Source organism: Thiobacillus denitrificans DSM 12475, from assembly GCF_000376425.1.
Classification (GTDB): domain Bacteria; phylum Pseudomonadota; class Gammaproteobacteria; order Burkholderiales; family Thiobacillaceae; genus Thiobacillus; species Thiobacillus denitrificans.
This window is the reverse complement of record NZ_AQWL01000004.1, coordinates 154,554-171,748: the sequence shown is the minus strand read 5'-3', so window position 1 is coordinate 171,748 and position 17,195 is coordinate 154,554. Positions and strand designations below refer to the sequence as shown.

14 protein-coding genes are annotated in these 17,195 nt (G+C 64.8%); 7 read left to right on the top strand and 7 right to left on the bottom strand.

The annotated features are described in order from the left end of the window. Positions 1-6: 6 nt before the first annotated feature. The 4 genes from ccoN to B059_RS0107680 all read right to left on the bottom strand — a co-directional run bounded on the left by ccoN (position 7) and on the right by B059_RS0107680 (position 5,456). Positions 7-1,428 carry a cytochrome-c oxidase, cbb3-type subunit I gene (ccoN, locus tag B059_RS0107695; protein ID WP_018077662.1) on the bottom strand — a complete coding sequence of 474 codons (1,422 nt, stop codon included), beginning with the start codon at positions 1,426-1,428 and terminating at the stop codon, positions 7-9. Positions 1,429-2,039: 611 nt separating this feature from the next. Beyond that, positions 2,040-3,122: an alanine dehydrogenase gene (gene ald, locus B059_RS0107690; RefSeq protein WP_018077661.1), complete on the bottom strand. Its 1,083-nt coding sequence runs from the start codon at positions 3,120-3,122 to the stop codon at positions 2,040-2,042. Positions 3,123-3,186: 64 nt separating this feature from the next. Then, complete coding sequence (locus B059_RS0107685) at positions 3,187-4,467, bottom strand: TIGR03790 family protein (protein ID WP_018077660.1); 1,281 nt, start codon at positions 4,465-4,467, stop codon at positions 3,187-3,189. Beyond that, positions 4,446-5,456, bottom strand: coding sequence for a quinone-dependent dihydroorotate dehydrogenase (locus B059_RS0107680; RefSeq protein WP_018077659.1), 1,011 nt, complete (start codon positions 5,454-5,456; stop codon positions 4,446-4,448). The genes B059_RS0107685 and B059_RS0107680 overlap by 22 nt, the downstream gene beginning before the upstream one ends. A gap of 205 nt (positions 5,457-5,661) precedes the next feature. On the opposite strand from B059_RS0107680, the gene B059_RS0107675 reads away from it, so the two are divergent. Beyond that, positions 5,662-6,828: a D-alanyl-D-alanine carboxypeptidase family protein gene (locus B059_RS0107675; protein ID WP_026177385.1), complete on the top strand. Its 1,167-nt coding sequence runs from the start codon at positions 5,662-5,664 to the stop codon at positions 6,826-6,828. Positions 6,829-6,960: 132 nt separating this feature from the next. Here B059_RS0107675 and B059_RS0107670 read toward each other — a convergent pair whose 3' ends face one another. The 3 genes from B059_RS0107670 to B059_RS0107660 all read right to left on the bottom strand — a co-directional run bounded on the left by B059_RS0107670 (position 6,961) and on the right by B059_RS0107660 (position 9,415). Beyond that, positions 6,961-8,292, bottom strand: a complete 1,332-nt coding sequence (locus B059_RS0107670) for a heavy metal sensor histidine kinase (protein ID WP_245538759.1) — start codon at positions 8,290-8,292, stop codon at positions 6,961-6,963. Positions 8,293-8,351: 59 nt separating this feature from the next. Further along, complete coding sequence (locus tag B059_RS0107665) at positions 8,352-9,041, bottom strand: heavy metal response regulator transcription factor (protein ID WP_018077656.1); 690 nt, start codon at positions 9,039-9,041, stop codon at positions 8,352-8,354. 155 nt (positions 9,042-9,196) lie between these two features. After that, a complete protein-coding gene (locus tag B059_RS0107660; RefSeq protein WP_018077655.1) occupies positions 9,197-9,415 on the bottom strand; it encodes a hypothetical protein in 219 nt (72 codons plus the stop codon). A 212-nt stretch (positions 9,416-9,627) separates the two neighbouring features. Here B059_RS0107660 and B059_RS0107655 point away from each other — a divergent pair, with 212 nt between their 5' ends. From B059_RS0107655 to B059_RS0107625, 6 genes are all read left to right on the top strand, one after another. After that, entirely contained in the window at positions 9,628-9,960 is a 333-nt protein-coding gene (locus tag B059_RS0107655; protein ID WP_018077654.1) for a copper-binding protein, read from the top strand. Between the two features lie 21 nt (positions 9,961-9,981). After that, a complete protein-coding gene (locus tag B059_RS0107650) occupies positions 9,982-10,461 on the top strand; it encodes a hypothetical protein (RefSeq protein WP_018077653.1) in 480 nt (159 codons plus the stop codon). 220 nt (positions 10,462-10,681) lie between these two features. Beyond that, the gene (locus B059_RS0107640) at positions 10,682-10,894 is read left to right on the top strand and encodes an SHOCT domain-containing protein (protein ID WP_018077651.1); all 213 of its coding nucleotides are present in this window, start codon (positions 10,682-10,684) and stop codon (positions 10,892-10,894) included. A gap of 87 nt (positions 10,895-10,981) precedes the next feature. Continuing rightward, a complete protein-coding gene (locus tag B059_RS0107635) occupies positions 10,982-12,265 on the top strand; it encodes a TolC family protein (protein WP_026177382.1) in 1,284 nt (427 codons plus the stop codon). Continuing rightward, the gene (locus tag B059_RS0107630) at positions 12,262-13,842 is read left to right on the top strand and encodes an efflux RND transporter periplasmic adaptor subunit (RefSeq protein ID WP_026177381.1); all 1,581 of its coding nucleotides are present in this window, start codon (positions 12,262-12,264) and stop codon (positions 13,840-13,842) included. The genes B059_RS0107635 and B059_RS0107630 overlap by 4 nt, the downstream gene beginning before the upstream one ends. Positions 13,843-13,853: 11 nt before the next feature. Continuing rightward, a complete protein-coding gene (locus B059_RS0107625; protein WP_018077648.1) occupies positions 13,854-17,012 on the top strand; it encodes an efflux RND transporter permease subunit in 3,159 nt (1,052 codons plus the stop codon). The last annotated feature ends 183 nt before the right edge of the window (positions 17,013-17,195 follow it).

The window sequence follows — 17,195 nt, the reverse complement described above, 5'->3', positions numbered from 1 at the left end:
GTCTCCTTAGGCGTGGACGGCTTGCGGAATGGCGGCGTCATTGACGACCCGTCCGATGCGCACGGTCTTCCAGACGTTCCAGGCCATCATCAGCATGCCGCTGAAGAACAGCACGCCGCCCAGCAGACGGATGCCGTAGAACGGATACATGGTGTTGAGCACCTGGGCAAAGCTGTAGGTCAGCGTGCCGTCGGCGTTGGCCGCGCGCCACATCAGGCCCTGCGCCACCCCGGCGATCCACATCGAGGCGATATACAGCACCACGCCGATGGTGGAGAGCCAGAAATGCCATTCGATCATCTTGGTGCTGTACATCGATTCGCGGCCGTACAGGCGCGGAATCAGGTAGTACATCGAGCCGATCGTGATCATCGCCACCCAGCCGAGCGCGCCGGAATGCACGTGGCCGACCGTCCATTCGGTGTAGTGCGACAGCGCGTTCACCGTCTTGATCGCCATCATCGGACCTTCGAAGGTGGACATGCCGTAGAACGACAGCGCGGTGACGAGAAACTTCAGGATCGGGTCGGTGCGCAGTTTGTGCCAGGCGCCCGACAGCGTCATGATGCCGTTCATCATGCCGCCCCACGAAGGCGCCAGCAGCATCAGCGAGAACACCATGCCGAGCGACTGCGCCCAGTCCGGCAGCGCGGTGTACTGCAGGTGGTGCGGACCGGCCCACATGTAGATGAAGTTGAGCGACCAGAAGTGGACCACCGACAGGCGGTAGGAATAGATCGGACGGCCGGCCTGCTTGGGAATGAAGTAATACATCATGCCGAGGAAGGCCGTGGTGAGAAAGAAGCCCACCGCGTTATGGCCGTACCACCACTGCACCATCGCATCCTGCACGCCGGCATACAGCGAGTAGGACTTGGTCAGCGTCACCGGCAGTTCCAGGTTGTTGACAATATGCAGGATCGCGATGGTCAGGATGTAGGCGCCGAAGAACCAGTTCGAGACATAAATGTGCTTGGTCTTGCGCTTGGCGATGGTGCCGAAGAACACCAGCGCATAGGCCACCCACACCAGCGTGATCAGGATATCGATCGGCCATTCCAGCTCGGCGTATTCCTTGGTGCTGGTATAGCCCATCGGCAGGGTGACGGCCGCCAGCACGATCACCGCCATCCAGCCCCAGAAAGTGAAGGCCGCCAGCTTCTCGGCCCACAGTCTTACCTGGCAGGTGCGCTGCACGATGTAGTACGACACCGCGAACAGGCCCGAGCCACCGAAGGCGAAGATGACGGCGTTGGTATGCAGCGGACGCAGACGGCCATACGACAGCCATTCGATCCCATAGGTTAATTCCGGCCAGATCAGCTGCGTCGCCAGGGTCACCCCGACCAGCATCCCGACGATCCCCCACACCACCGTCATGATGGCGAACTGGCGGACGACCTTATAGTTGTAGGTTGTCGCTTCCATACACGTCTCCCGTGATTGATAACTGGATTAACACATGCGGATACGATGATATGCGCATATGCGGATAAATATATCCATTTAATATTGAATGTGTCAAGGAAGCATGTTCGGGCGTGAGCGAACAATGAGGCCAAGTGTTGTTTGGCTGGGAAAAAGCCATCCCTGCTCGTTGCCGGATCTGGATTTTGTATAGCCCAGTTAGCACGCGATTGATATGCGTCGATATTGTTGGGTGGATTACTCGATCGTGTGATGCTTCTGGCCCGAATGATCGGGTTGGGTAGCTACGGGGTCTCAATCTGTACCCGACCGTGCGTGGCGTGAGGCGCTGGGATTTACACCAGAATCAGTTTCGCAAAGGCCAAAGCCGCCAGTGCGGATTAGCCTTTCCAGCGAGGCACAGAAAAACTTCGACGCGGCAGTTGACTGATATCTCGAAGAACTCGCGTTCACAGCAACAGACGGTTTTGCAGACGAGTTCGAACAGCACTGACGCTGCTTGCTCGATTTTGTGTGCGCTTGAATGTGCGGTATGGCGGTGCGTTGCAGGACATTGGCGCGCGCGATTTCCCCTGCAGGCGAGAGGCGGCCTGTGCCAGCCGCGGCCCGGTTTAGCTGAACCCCAGATCCTGCGCCAGTCCGGCATGAGTGATCTTGCCTGCGTGCACCTGCAGTCCCGTTCGCAGCCCTGCGTCCGCGTCCAGTGCGGCCAGGCCCTGGGCCGCCAGCGCCCGCACATAGGGCAGGGTGGCATGGGTGAGCGCGTCGGTGGCGGTACGGGCGACAGCGCCGGGCATGTTGGTGACGCAGTAGTGGACGACGCCCTCGGCAACAAAAAACGGGGCGCTGTGGGTGGTGGGGCGGGAGGTTTCGGCGATGCCGCCCTGGTCGATGGCCACGTCCACCAGTACCGATCCCGGCGACATCTGCTTCAACAATGCGCGGCTGATCAGGCGCGGCGTGTGGCGTCCGGGAACCTGGGCGGCACCGATGACGATGTCGGCTTGCGCGAGGCCGTCGGCAATCGCCCGCGGCGAGGAAAACCGCGTTGTCACTCGCGCGCCGAACAGCGCTTCGGCGTGGGCGAGCTTGTCGGCCTGCTGGTCGAGCAGGGTGACCTGCGCGCCCACGCCGGTGGCCGCGCGTGCGGCGCTCATGCCGACGACGCCGGCGCCGATGATGAGCACATGCGCCGGCGGCACGCCGGGCATGCCGCTGATCAGCTTGCCGTTGCCGCCGTGGGAGGTGTGCAGCCCGAGTGCGCCCATCTGCGGCGCCAGCCGCCCGGCAATGTCGGACATCGGCTGCAGCAGCGGCAGGCCGCCGGCCGGGCGGGTCACGGTTTCGTAGGCGATCGCCGTCACCCCGCGCGTCATCAGCTCACGCGCCAGCGCAGGTGCGGCGGCCAGGTGCAGGTAGCAGAACAGCAGTTGTCCGGCACGCAAAGCGGCCAGCTCGTCCCGCTGCGGTTCCTTCACCTTGACCACCAGGTCGGCGGCGTAAGTCTCGGCGGGGGTGGCGACGATGTCGGCGCCGCTGGCGTGATAAGCGGCATCGTCAAATCCCGCGGTGGCGCCGGCGCCGGTTTCGATGCTGACCCGGTGCCCTGCCTGGACCAGTTCGCGCGCGCCGTCGGGCGTGAGGGCGACGCGGTATTCGTGGTTCTTGATTTCCTTGGGGATGCCGATGTGCATGGTGGGTCTCGCGCAGGATGGATACCCGCGCAGCATAACCAAAGCGGCCGTGTGCTGGCGAGCGCTAGCGGGCCGGGCGGAGGTCGGCGCGACGCTCGAAGCGGTAGTACGCCGGCGGAATCCGGTTGAACTTGAGTTCGCTGGTGCCCCAGCCGATGCGGATGCGGCCGACGCTGCGATAGGGCCCCAGCATCGACGGCGCGGCCTGCATCTCGTAATCGCCGGGGGCGAGCAGGCGCGCCGAGAGGGTCAGGCCGCCGTCGCGCGCATGGTGGGCGACGCCGGCGAACGGGCGCGCCAGCGGTTCGCCGATGAAGAGACCCTGCCCCGGCATCTGCACGCTTTTCCAGTAGGCTTCGAGCAGGGTTTCGCCCTGCAGGTAGTGCGCCATGACGATGCCGGGAAGCGGAAACTTGGCGGGGAAGTTGCACGGCTCGACCACGGCGCCGTAGCTGCCGGTGGCGCCGGCCTGCAGCCAGGCGAGGCTGCTCATCTGCGAGCCGCCGAATAGTTCGCCGCCGGCCGAGGTGAGGTGGTCGGCGATGGCGCCGGGCAGGAAGCGGTTGCTGTCGAGCGACGCCACATGGGTCAGCCCGGTGAAATAGAACATCACGTCGGACTTGTTTTCGAGGACGTCGGCCGCGACGATTTTAGTGGGCAGGATGCGCTGCATCTGCGTGCGCAGCGCCGCGTAGCCGGCGGCGCGCACGTTGCGCGCCTTGTCGCCGGTACTGACCAGATAGGCGGTGCCCGCCGGGTTGCTGCCGTCGGCGGCGACGCCGCGATCGATGAGTTGTTTCGCCTCGGCCACGCTGGTGGCGGCCAGGCTCATGGCCGGGCGCATCCTGTAGGTGTCGAAGGGGCGTGCCGCGCTGCTGTTGAAATACGGGCTGGGTTGCGTCGGCTTGCAGCTGCTGGCGCACCAGGCGGGATCGAAGCCGAAGGCGAAGGCAGAGGTGATCGACATGCAGTCGACCCGGTAGGGCTGGGCCCAGGTCAGGGCGTAGGCCTGGATATTCCCGGGCGTGATGCGGTCGACCCGGCGTTTGAGCGCGGCGAATTCCTCGCGGGAAAGCGTGCTGCGTCCGGGCTTGAAGCGCACGTGGATCAGGTTGGCGGCGGGGATGCCGCGCTTTTCGAGGTAATACGCGGCAATCGCCACGCTGTCGGGATCGTCGTCGTTGACGATCACGCCCAGTTGCCCGGCCGCGAGTCCCGGCTGGGCAAAGCGGGTGACGACGGCGTGCCCGGGCGGCGCGGCGTGCGCGGCGGCGGCCAGCACCAGCAGGCCAAGGACGAGCCCGCGCACTCGCTTCAGTTTCGTCAGGCGAGGCGCTGCACGCACTCGCGCACCAGTTCCGGGCCGCGGTAGATCAGACCGGAGTAGAGCTGCACCAGCGAGGCGCCGGCGGCGATTTTTTCCTGCGCATCGTCGCCCGACAGGATGCCGCCGACGCCGACGATCGGCACCGCGTTCTTCAGGTGGCGCGCCAGTTCGCGGATCACCCGGGTCGACGCCGCGCGCACCGGTCTGCCCGACAGCCCGCCGGCCTCGTCGGCGTTGGGCAGGCCGGCCACTGCGTCGCGGGCGATGGTGGTGTTGGTGGCGATCACCGCGTCGATGCGGTGTACCATCAGCAGCGCGGCGATGGCGGCGATCTGCGCGTCGTCGAGGTCGGGTGCGATCTTCAGCGCGACCGGCACGTATTTGCCGTGTCGTTGCGCCAGTTCGGACTGCCTGAGCTTGATCGCCGAGAGCAGCGCGTCGAGCGCTGCGTCCTTCTGCAGCTCGCGCAGGTTCTGCGTGTTGGGCGAGGAGATGTTCACCGTCACGTAGCTGGCGTGTGCGTAGACCTTGTCGAGGCAGGCCAGGTAATCGTCCACCGCATGCTCGTTGGGGGTGTCCTTGTTCTTGCCGATGTTGATGCCGAGCACGCCGGTGAAGCCGCTGGCCGCGACGTTTCGCACCAGGTTGTCGACGCCAAGGTTGTTGAAGCCCATGCGGTTGATGATGGCGTCGGCTACCGGCAGGCGGAACATGCGCGGCTGCGGATTGCCGGGCTGCGGGCGCGGCGTCACCGTGCCGATTTCGATGAAGCCGAAGCCCAGCGCGGCCAGCGCATTGATGTGTGCGCCGTCCTTGTCGAGCCCGGCGGCGAGGCCCACCGCGTTGGGGAAGTCGATGCCCAGCGCGTGCACCGGCGTGCCGGTTGCGCGCGGCAGCAGGCCCAGCAGGCCGATCCGGTGCGCGAGATCGAGGCTGGCGAGGGTGAAGCGGTGGGCATCCTCGGGGTCGAGCGAGAAGAGGGCGGGGCGGATCAGCGTATAGAGCATGGTTCAGGCAGCCGGGCGGAAGGAGGCGGCGGGTTTCAGGGGCGGCCGGGTGGGCGCGGTACGATCGTCGGCATGACGCGAGTTTAACAGGACCGTTGCCGCCGGGCTGCCGCCGGGCGGCGTGCGATGTTATCCTGAACGGGTGCGCGTTTGCGCGCACCCGCCTGTTCCAATGCCCATTCTGTTCCTACTCATCGATAAGCCCATGACTATCCCGTATTTCCTGCAACGACTCGTATTGCTCTTTGGTTTTCTGCTCGCGCCGGCTGCGTGGAGCGCCTCCGCCGTCATCCCGCCGCCCCCGCAACTGGCAGCCAAATCCTGGGTGTTGATGGACGCCGTCAGCGGCAACGTGCTGGTCGACCACCAGGGCAATCAGCGCCTGCCTCCCGCCAGCCTGACCAAGCTGATGACCTCGCACGTCGCTGCGCTGGAACTTCAGCGCGGCCGCATCAAGGAGAATGACCTCGTCACCATCAGCGAGAAGGCGTGGCGCATGGGCGGCTCGAAGATGTTCGTCAAGGTCGGCAATCAGGTCGCGGTGAGCGATCTCTTGCGCGGCATCATCGTGCAGTCGGGCAACGACGCCAGCATCGCGCTGGCCGAGCATCTCGCGGGCGGCGAGGACACCTTCGCCGCGCTGATGAACCAGGAGGCGAAACGACTGGGCCTTGCCGATACCCATTTCGTCAACGCCACCGGCTGGCCGGCCGAAGGCCATTATTCGAGCGCGCTCGACATGGCCAAACTGGCGCGGGCCATCGTGATCGAGGATCCAGAGCACTACTCGCTATACAAGGAGAAGGAGTTCGTCTGGAACGACATCAAGCAGCCGAACCGCAATCTGCTGCTGTGGCGCGACCCCACTGTCGACGGCCTCAAGACCGGCCACACCGAGGAAGCCGGCTACTGTCTGGTGGCGTCGAGCCAGCGCGATGGCCAGCGCATGATCGCGGCGGTATTCGGCACCAACAGCGAATCCGAACGGGCGACCGAGACCGCCAAATTGCTCACCTACGGCTTCAACTTCTTCGACAGCAAGACCTTCTTCAAGAAGAGCGAAACGATACAGGCCGTAGCCGTCTGGAAAGGCGCCGCGCGCACGGTCAAGGCCGGGGTTGCTGCCGACTTCGCCGCCGCGCTGCCCAAGCGCGCCAGCAGCGAATACAAGACGCGCGTCGTGCTGAAGGAAGGCAACATCGTCGCGCCCGTCGCCGCCGGCGCACCGCTGGGCCGTGTCGAACTGGTGGGCGGCGACGGCAAGGTCGTCATGCAGGCGCCGCTGGTCGCGCTCGAAGCGGTCGAGGAGGGCGGCTTCTTCCGCCGGATGTGGGATGGCATCCGGCTGCTGTTCCGGGGCCTGTTCGGCTGAGGCTCAAGCGCGCACGTTAAAGGCGACCCCTGGAACGCGAGCGGTCGCCTTTTTGTTTGCAGCAAGGCTGCCGCTCCGGAAGCGCCCCCAGGCACACGGCCAGAAAGGGATTCACCGGCGCCTCGGGCGCGTTCAACCTCCTGGCATTGGCAACGTGAGTTGGAACCGCGTGACTCCATTGGCGGAGGTCACGGACAGGACCCCGCCGTGTGCTTCAACGATCGACTTGACGATGGCAAGCCCCAGCCCGGCGCCGTCGCTTTTGCGTTCGCGTGAAGGGTCGACCCGGTAGAAGCGGTCGAAGAGTCTGGGGATGTGCCCGGCCGGGATTTCCGGGCCCGGGTTCTCGACGACAACGACGGCCTTGTCGCCGGGCGTTTCCAGCGTAACGCGCACCGTGTGGCCCTGTGGGGTATGCCGGATGGCGTTGGAGATGAGGTTGCTCAGTGCGCGCCGCAGCATCAGCCGGTCGCCCGGGACTGAGGCCGAGCCGGTCTGTAGCAGAGAAACGCCACGCTCTTCCGCCCACGCCTCGAAATAGTCGAACAGGTTGGTGGTTTCGCTACTCAGGTCGACCGTCTCCAGACCGGGTCTCAGCAATCCATTGTCGGCCTGTGCGAGATACAGCATGTCTCCGACCATCTGGGCCATGCGCTCGTATTCTTCCAGGCTGGAGTACAGAATCTCCTTGTATTCATCGCTGTTGCGCGCAGTGGAGAGCGCCACCTGGGTCTGGGTCATGAGGTTGGAGATGGGCGTGCGCAATTCGTGCGCGATGTTGGAGGAAAACTCCGAAAGCCGGCGAAAGGCGTCATCGAGGCGGGCCAGCATGGCGTTGAAGGCAGTGGCAAGTGGCATGAGTTCGGCCGGCAGGCCCGCGGACGGGAGGCGCGCACCGAGACGTTCGGCTGAGATGCCCGCCACCGTGTCGGTGACCTTACGCAGCGGCGAGAGACCCCATCGGGTCACGGCCCAGCCGAGGCTGGCGGTGGCCAGGGCTGCCAGGGCGATGGCGATACCCAGGAGCGAGCGGAATGTGTCCATGAAAAGCTCATGGTGCTGGATGTCCTGCACCAGCGCCACGATGTATGGCGTGCCGTCGCCCGCCGTGATCGACGCGGCGATTCCCCGGTTGCTCACGCCGTTTTTCTGCCATTGGTGCAAGGTTTCTTCAGTGCATGCTGCCGGCCGGGCCTGGCAGACTTGCAACAGCCGGTGCGGGAAATCTGCCCCCGAAGTCGCGAACCAGATGTTTCCTGTCCCGTCCGTCACGACGACGGCAAGCCCATGATGCCCGACCAGTGCGTCGTCCAGTTGCTGCGGCAGGCGATCCAGTTCCCTCTGGCTGGAGGCATGCCGGAACAGGTTCTGGATGAGATCAAGCTTGCCATTCAGCTCGTGGTGATCCTCCTCCTCGAAGTGCGCCTCCACCGCCTGCGTCAGGACATAGGCCGTTGCGAGCAGGACCAGCGATGCGGCGACTGCGAAGAGCAGGCTGATCCGGGTGGTCAGCGACAGGGCCTTCAGGTCTGATTCTCCAGGTCGTTTTCCAGCACATAGCCCATGCCCCGCACGGTGTGGATGAGTTTGGACTCGAAGCCGTCGTCGATCTTGACCCGCAGCCGGCGTATCGCCACGTCGATCACATTGGTGTCCGAGTCGAAATTCATGTCCCAGACCTGGGAAGCGATCAGGCTGCGCGGCAGCACTTCGCCCTTGCGGCGGAGAAACAGCTCCAGCAGGGCAAATTCCTTGGCGGTCAGGTCGATCCGGCGGCCGGCCCGTGTGGCCCGGCGCCGCAACAGATCGAGTTCGAGGTCGCCCACTCTGAGAACCGCGGCTTCAAGACCGGCCTGCCCGCGGCGCATCAGCGTTCGCGCCCTGGCCAGCAGTTCCGCGAAGGCGAAGGGCTTCACCAGATAGTCGTCGGCCCCCAGTTCCAGTCCCTTGACCCGATCTTCGACCTGGTCGCGTGCGGTCAGGAACAATACCGGCCCTTCGATGCCGGCGCGGCGCAGGCCTTCGAGCACCTGCCAGCCATCGAGTCCGGGAAGCATCACGTCGAGGATGATCAGGTCGTAGTGCCCTTCCTTGGCGAGCTGAAGACCTTCCCAGCCATCGCGGGCGAGGTCCGTGACGAATCCGGCCTCGCTGAGGCCCTGTTTCAGGTAAGCGCCCGTCTTGGGCTCGTCTTCGACGATCAGGATCTTCATGGCTATGATGGTAGATCGAGCGGCCCATCCTGCCGCACAAATCGCCACGGATGGCGCGGATTACGGGTTTGTAATGTGCGAGTCGGCTTCATGTTTGTCCTGGGCGCCTGCGCGAACATGCCGCCGGGTGTTCCAGCCTGCGGGCCTCGATGGACTCAGGCCATGCCGCGCTTCATGATGGCGAGGTCAACCACGCTGCAGCTGGTTTTCCGCGTGGTCAGGCATGCGTCGTCGCCGGGGTGATGCTCAAACGAACAGGATCGTGCCTGCAGCATCGCCCAGTCGTCCTGCGCGTAGGCCTGGGGCGGCAGATTCGGTGGAAAGTAGACGCAACCGGAGCAGAGCTCGGCGGGTTCGGTGCGGTTTTCGTTCATGCGGGTGTCCTGTCTCCGACAGTGGGTAAAAATCACGGCGGCGTCTTGCCATCGCCGCGTGCGGTAGCTGTAACGATGGCAAAGATGACACAAATGTAACCCATCCGTCAGCTTGTCGTAGTGAACCGCCTTCCATACTGACGTCATTCATCAGCAGGATTTCCCCGCGATACCGCTGTTGACCCCCGAACCTGGCACCGAAAGGAATAGGCATGAGAAAGAACCTCACCCTGACCACTCTGTTCGTGGGTCTCAGCCTGGGCCTGCCGGCCTGGGCCGGGATCCAGCATGCGACGTACGTGAAAACGGCGGCGCAGACGGTTTCCCTGTCCGATGGGGTGGTGAAGAAAATCGACAAAGCACAGGGCAAGCTCACGATCAAGCACGGCCCGCTGGAAAACCTCGACATGCCGGGCATGACCATGGTTTTCCGCGTGCAGGATGCCGGCTGGCTCGACCAGGTCAAGCCCGGCGACACCATACGGTTCCAGGCTGAAAGGGTGAACGGCGTGCTCGCCGTAACCCGGCTCGAGATCGTTCAATAACCCAACTTCAAGGAGCGATTCATGCAGGCAATGCAACGCAACACCCTGATGTTTTCCCTGGCAGCCGCCATGGTGCTGTCCTCCGCCGCGCGCGCCGAGAGCAGCCATCATCCGGATCCGGCCCCTGCGGCGGCGCCTGCAGCGACACAGGCCAAGCCCGCGACAGCTACCGACATGCAAGCCCTGCGCGAACGCATGCAGGAAATGCGCCGTACGCGCGACCCCGCCCAGCGCATGCGGATGATGGAAACGCAGATGAACCAGATGGATGCCGTGATGAAGAACATGGAGGCCGGCTGCCCGATGGCCGGCCAGGCGCCGGGCGGCATGGGCATGATGGGCGGCGGCATGGGCATGATGGGTGGCCAGGGCATGCCCGGTAACGGCGACATGATGAACAGGCGCATGGAGATGATGGAAAAGCGCATGGACATGATGCAGATGATGATGCAGAAGGGCATGGGCATGCCGCCGCCCCCCGCCGCAACACCGGCCAAATGAGGAATGGCGCAGCTGGCCGTCCATTGCACCGTTGAAAAACAGCATGCATGAAAGCCATTTCCCACGTGCGGCCGGCGACGGCCATGCGCCGGAAAAAGGCAGCGGGGAGACCTGCGGGTAGGGGCTCAACAACGGGTCTGCAAAAAGACAGGGATCTATTCCGCGAGCACATCCCTGCGGACGCCAGGTTTGTGTCGCACTGCCAGTCTGGAGAACGGAAATGTGGGGATTCGAACACTACGGTATGGGATGGGGAATGATCCTGGTTTGGCTGGTTCCGATCCTGCTGGTCGCACTGGTCATCCTCTATGGCGTACGCGACCGGAATGAAAAACCCCGGCGCACGGCACTCGACATCCTGGAAGAGCGCTATGCCCGCGGCGAGATCGATCAGGATGAATTCCACAAGCGGCGTGCCGATCTGTCTGTATAACCCTATAGCTGAAACGGGCATGCGTGCCGCATCATCGTGGTCCTGAAGCGCACGCGGGGCGCAACGGGCATACAACCGGGGGGCGGTATGAGTAGGGGAAGAACAGCTGGCTCGCTGCGGCTTCTGTGGGCCATCGCGGCCTCGATCCTGGCGTTGCCTGCCTGGGCACAGGAAGCGCCGCTGCCGGGGGGGAGTGTCGATTCGCTCCTCACGTATGCCCGGGAACACAACCCCGAATACGCAGCAATGCGCCTGGAAGCGGACGCCGCGGGCGAGCGCGCGGCGTCCGCATCTGCCTTGCCCGACCCGAAGTTACGCATCGAGCTGCGCGACATCACCCGATTCGGCGAACAAAACCCGAGCCTGTCCCCGGGCAATGTCGGCAGCACCCGCTATCTGCTGATGCAGGATGTCCCCTGGTTCGGCAAGCGTGCGCTGAAACGGCAGGTAGCGGAACTTGATGCCGAGGGCGTCAGGGGGCAGGTCATGGGGAACTGGGCGGAACTCTCGGCCCGCATCAAATCGGCCTATGCCCAGCTGTACTACGTGCATCGCAACGAGCGGTACACGCGTGAAGTCCTCGATCTCCTGTCGCGCCTGGAAAAGATCGCCCGGGTGCGCTACGCCGGCGGCCTCTCGGCCCAGCAGGATGCCATCCGGGCCCAGGTCGAGCAGACCGGCATGAAGACCGAACTGGTCTCCCTCGAGAACGAACGCCGCCAGCTTCAGGTTCGCATGAATGCCTTGCTTGCCCGCCCCGCTGGCGCGCCGCTGGGCGAGCCGGAACAACTGCGGCCTGTGCCCATCGCGGCGAAGCTCGATCATTCCACGCTCGATGCACGCGTCCGCGCCCGCAATCCGCAATTGTTCAGCGAGGAGGCGCGCATCCGCTCGGCCGAAACTAGCCGTGAGCTCGCCTACCGGAACCGCTACCCGGATTTCACCCTGGGCGTGTCTCCCATCCAGTACCAGAACGCGGTAAGGGAATGGGAACTGATGGTCGAGCTCAACCTGCCCTTGCAGCAAACCTCACGCCGCGCCCGGGAGCGTGAATCGGAATCCCTGCTGCGCGCCGCCAGGGCGCGCGCGGAAGCTGTTTCCAACCAGATCCTCGCCGAGCTCGCCGGGCATCTCGCAGGCATCGAGGCGGCGCGCCGCACCGACACGCTGATCGCCAGCAGCCTGCTGCCGCAGGCCGAGCTTACCTTCCGGGCCGCGCTGGCAGGCTACGAAAACGGACGTCTCGATTTCGCCACGCTGCTGGACGCGCAGCGCCAGATCCTGCAGGCAAGGCTGAACCAGCTCAAGGCCCAGGTCGAGGTCCAGGTACGGCTGGCGGAAATCGAGCGACTGCTGGGGGAGGATCTATGAAGCGGGGCATGATGGGGGCGATGGGGCTGGCGCTTGCTGCGGGACTGGCGGGCGGCGGCTACTGGCTGGGGGTGCGAACCGTGGCTCCGGTCGCCGGTTCGGCTATTCATTCGCCAGCGCGCGAAGGCGCGCAGCAGCCACGCAAACTCCTCTATTACCGCAACCCGATGGGGCTCCCCGATACTTCGCCGGTTCCCAAGAAGGATCCGATGGGGATGGACTATATCCCGGTCTATGAAGGCGATGGGCAGGGCAACGACGATGCCGCGCAGGTCAGGATCAGCCCGGACAAGGTGCAGAAACTGGGCGTGAAGACCGAGGCGGCCGCCCTGCGGACGCTGGACCGGATCGTGCGCGCCGCCGGCCGCATCGAACCGGACGAACGGCGCATCGTCGCGGTCGCCCCCAAGTTCGAAGGTTACATTGAGCGCCTGCACGTCAATGTCACAGGGCAGCGGGTCGCGAGGGGGCAGCCGCTGTTCGAGGTCTACAGTCCCGAGCTGGTTTCGGCCCAGCGCGAATTCGCGCTCGCCGCCGAGGGGGTGCAGGCCATGAAGGATGCCGACAGCGAGACGCGGAACGCCATGCAGCAACTCGCCGAATCGAGCCTGGCGCGGCTGAGGAACTGGGATATTCCCGATGCGCAGGTGAAGGCGTTGACAAAGACGGGCGAGGCGAAACGCTCGCTCACCTTCCGCTCGCCGGTATCCGGCATCGTGACGGAGAAGAAAGCCGTGCAGGGCATGCGCTTCATGCCCGGCGAGACGCTGTATCAGGTGACCGACCTGTCTTCGGTCTGGGTCGTGGCGGACGTGTTCGAGCAGGACATCGGGCTTGTCAGGACCGGCGCCCAGGCCCGTGTGTCGATCAGCGCCTACCCGGACAGGGTGTTCGAGGGCCGGGTCACTTACGTCTACCCGACGCTGACGCCCGCGACGCGCACGGTCCCGGTTCGGCTCGAGCTCGCCAATCCCGGCATGCTGCTGAAACCGGCGATGTTCGCCCAGGTGGAGTTGCCGGTCGGCGATGGAAAGCCGGTGCTGGCCATCCCCGATTCGGCCGTAATCGACAGCGGCACCCGCCGCATCGTGCTGGTGCAGCTTGAAGCCGGCCGCTTCGAGCCACGCGAAGTCAGGCTCGGCAGGCGCGGCGACCGTTACGTGGAGGTGCTGGACGGGATCGACGAAGGCGAGCAGATCGTGGTCGCGGCCAACTTCCTGATCGACGCCGAAAGCAACCTGAGCACGGTGCTAGGGGGCATGGAGGGGCCGGCCGCAGCGGGCGGCGCGCCCGGGAATAAGCCGCCAGGAGCGGGGCACCGGGCCGAAGGAACGGTGGACAGCGTGGATTCCAGGAGCGGCGGGATCAGCATCAATCACGGTCCGGTGAAATCGCTGCAATGGCCCGCCATGACCATGGAATTCACGGTCGCGAATGAATCCCTGCTCAAGGGCATCAATCCCGGAACAGCGGTGTCGTTCGAGTTCGTCGAGCGGCAGCCCGGGGAATGGGTGATCACCGGCATCAAACCGATGGGCGACCCGGCTGCGCATTCCAGCCCTCGCGCCGGTCACTGACGGGGGTCGCCATGCTGGCCAGCATCATCGAGTGGTCGGGCCGGAATCGCTTCCTCGTCCTGCTCGCCGCCCTGTTCACCGTCATCGGCGGCATCTACGCTATCGCGAAGACGCCGCTCGACGCGCTGCCCGACCTCTCGGATATGCAGGTCATCATCTACACCGAATATCCGGGCCAGGCGCCGCAGGTGGTGGAAGACCAGGTCACCTATCCGCTCACCACGTCCATGCTCGCCGTGCCCCGGTCCAGAGTGGTGCGCGGGTTTTCCTTCTTCGGCGCATCCTTCGTCTATGTGATCTTCGAGGACGGTACCGACATCTACTGGGCCCGTTCGCGGGTGCTGGAGTACCTCAACTTCGCCTCCAGCCGACTGCCGAAAGGCGTGACGCCGACACTGGGGCCGGACGCCACAGGCGTGGGCTGGGTCTACCAGTACGTCGTGCTGGCGAAGGATCGGACGCTGGCCGAACTGCGTGCGATCCAGGACTGGTATGTGCGCTACCAGCTGACCAAGGCGCAGGGCGTGGCCGAGGTCGCCTCCGTCGGCGGCTTCGTCCAGACCTACCAGGTGACCGTCGATCCGGTGAAGCTGCGCGCCTACGGAATTCCGCTGCGCACGGTTTCGCAGGTCATCCGCGATTCCAACCGCGACGTCGGCGGGCGCGTCGTCGAAATGGCCGAAACCGAATACATGGTGCGCGGCAAGGGCTATCTGCGCGGCAAGGACGACCTCGAGATGCTGGTGGTGAAGAGCGAGGCGGGAACGCCGGTGCTGATTCGCGACATTGCCCGGGTCGAGCTGGCGCCGGACGAGCGGCGTGGCCTCGCCGAGCTCAACGGCGAGGGCGAGGTGGTGTCCGGTATCGCGATGGCGCGTTACGGCGCCAACGCCCTGGAGGTCATCGGCAATCTCAAGGCCAAGCTCGCCGAGATTTCCGCCGGTCTGCCGCAAGGGGTGACGATCGAGCCGGTCTACGACCGTTCCGACCTCATCCTGCGCGCGGTCGAGACCCTCAAGACCACGCTGATCGAGGAAAGCCTGATCGTCGCGCTGGTGTGCGTGATCTTCCTGCTGCACGTGCGCTCGGCGCTGGTCGCCATCCTGATGCTGCCGGTGGGGGTGCTGATCGCGTTCATCACCATGCGTCTGCTCGGCATGAATTCCAACCTGATGAGCCTGGGCGGCATCGCGATTGCCATCGGCGCGATGATAGACGCCACCATCGTGATGATCGAGAACGCCCACAAGCACCTGGAACGGCTGAAAGAGGGGGAATCGCGCGCCGAGGCGATGATCGTGGCGTGCAAGGAGGTGGGGCCGGCGCTATTCTTCTCGCTGCTTATCATCACCGTGTCCTTCCTGCCGGTGTTCACGCTGGAGGCGCAGGAGGGCCGGCTGTTCGCCCCGCTCGCCTACACCAAGACCTTCGCCATGGCCGGCGCAGCGCTGCTGTCGGTGACGCTGGTTCCGGTGCTGATGCTGCTGTTCATTCGCGGCCGGATCGTGCCGGAGGCGAGAAACCCGGTGAACCGCTTTCTCATCTGGACCTACCGCCCCGTCATCGCCTGGGTCATGCGCTGGAAGAAGACGACCCTCCTCGCCGCGCTGGCGGTACTGGCCGTTTCGGTCTATCCGGCGTCACGGCTCGGCAGCGAATTCATGCCGACGCTCAACGAGGGCACGCTGCTTTACATGCCGTCTTCGCTGCCCGGCATGTCGATCACCAAGGCGGCCGAACTGCTACAGACCCAGGACAGGATCATCAAGAGCTTTCCCGAGGTCGCCTCGGTCTACGGCAAGGCCGGACGGGCCAACACCGCGACCGACCCGGCGCCGCTCGAGATGTTCGAGACGCTGATCAACCTGCGGCCCGAATCCGAATGGCGACCCGGCATGACGACGGACAGGTTGATCGCCGAACTGGACAAGGCCCTGCAGTTTCCCGGGGTGTCGAACGCGTGGACCATGCCCATCCAGGCACGCATCGACATGCTTTCCACCGGCATCCGCACGCCCATCGGGATCAAGGTCTTCGGTCGCGATCTGGGCGAGATGGAAAAGCTGGCCCGGCAAATCGAGGCCGTGGTGAAGGCCGTTCCCGGCACGACTTCGGCCTACGCCGAACGCATCACCGGTGGCTACTATCTCAACATCGAGCCGGACCGCGAGCAACTGGCCCGCTACGGCCTCGCGGTCGGCGATCTGCAGGAGGTGATCGGTACCGCGCTCGGGGGCGAGGTGGTGACGACCACGGTGGAGGGGCGGGAGCGCTTCGGCGTGCAGGTACGCTATCCGCGCGAGTTGCGGTCCAATCCGCAGCAGATCGCACGGGAGGTGCTGGTGCCCACCATGGACGGGGCGATGATTCCGCTCGGCCAGGTGGCGCAAATGAAAATCGTCAAGGGCACGCCGGGCATCCGCACCGAGAATGCGCTGTTGTCGGCGTATATTTTCGTCGACATCCGCGACCGCGACATCGGCTCCTACGTGGCCGAGGCACGCCAGGCGGTCAGCGAGCAGGTGAAATTCCCGCCCGGCTACTACATCACCTGGAGCGGCCAGTTCGAGTACATGGAGCGCGCCATCGACAAGATGAAGATCGTCATTCCGCTGACGCTGCTGCTCATTTTCGTTCTGCTCTATCTCAACTTCCGACGGCTGACCGAAACGCTGATCGTCATGCTCTCGGTGCCTTTCGCCCTGGTGGGGGGTATTTGGCTGATGTGGGCCCTGGATTACAACCTGTCGGTCGCGGTCGCAGTGGGCTTCATCGCGCTGGCCGGCGTCGCCGCCGAGACCGGCGTGGTGATGCTGATCTACCTGGATCACGCCTGGGCATCGGCGCAGGCCCGGTGCCGTGCGGAAAACCGCCCCGCTGGCGCGGCCGATCTGTACGCGGCAGTGATGGAGGGCGCGGTGGAACGCGTCCGCCCCAAGATGATGACGGTGGTCGCGATCATGGCCGGCCTGCTGCCCATCATGTGGGGAACCGGGACCGGATCGGAAGTCATGAGCCGTATCGCGGCGCCCATGATCGGCGGCATGGTGTCCTCGACCGTGCTGACGCTGGCCGTGATCCCGGCGATCTATGCAATGGTCAAGCAATGGGAACTGGCGAGACGAATCCGCTCCGGCACGGCTATCGACCCAATGGCGCCCCGATCATGAAAACCGTGGCGATTTGAAGTGAGCGGCCTGCGCCAGCGCTGGGCGTCCAGGGCTGGAGCAAGGCCAGCATGGCACAAGCTGTCGCCTGTACAGCGTGTGTGCGCCAGCTGAATCGAAAACAGGCCGTTCCAGTCGCTCTGCAGCGCTTCCAGCGGATTTTTACCGATGCGTGCAGGGATGGCA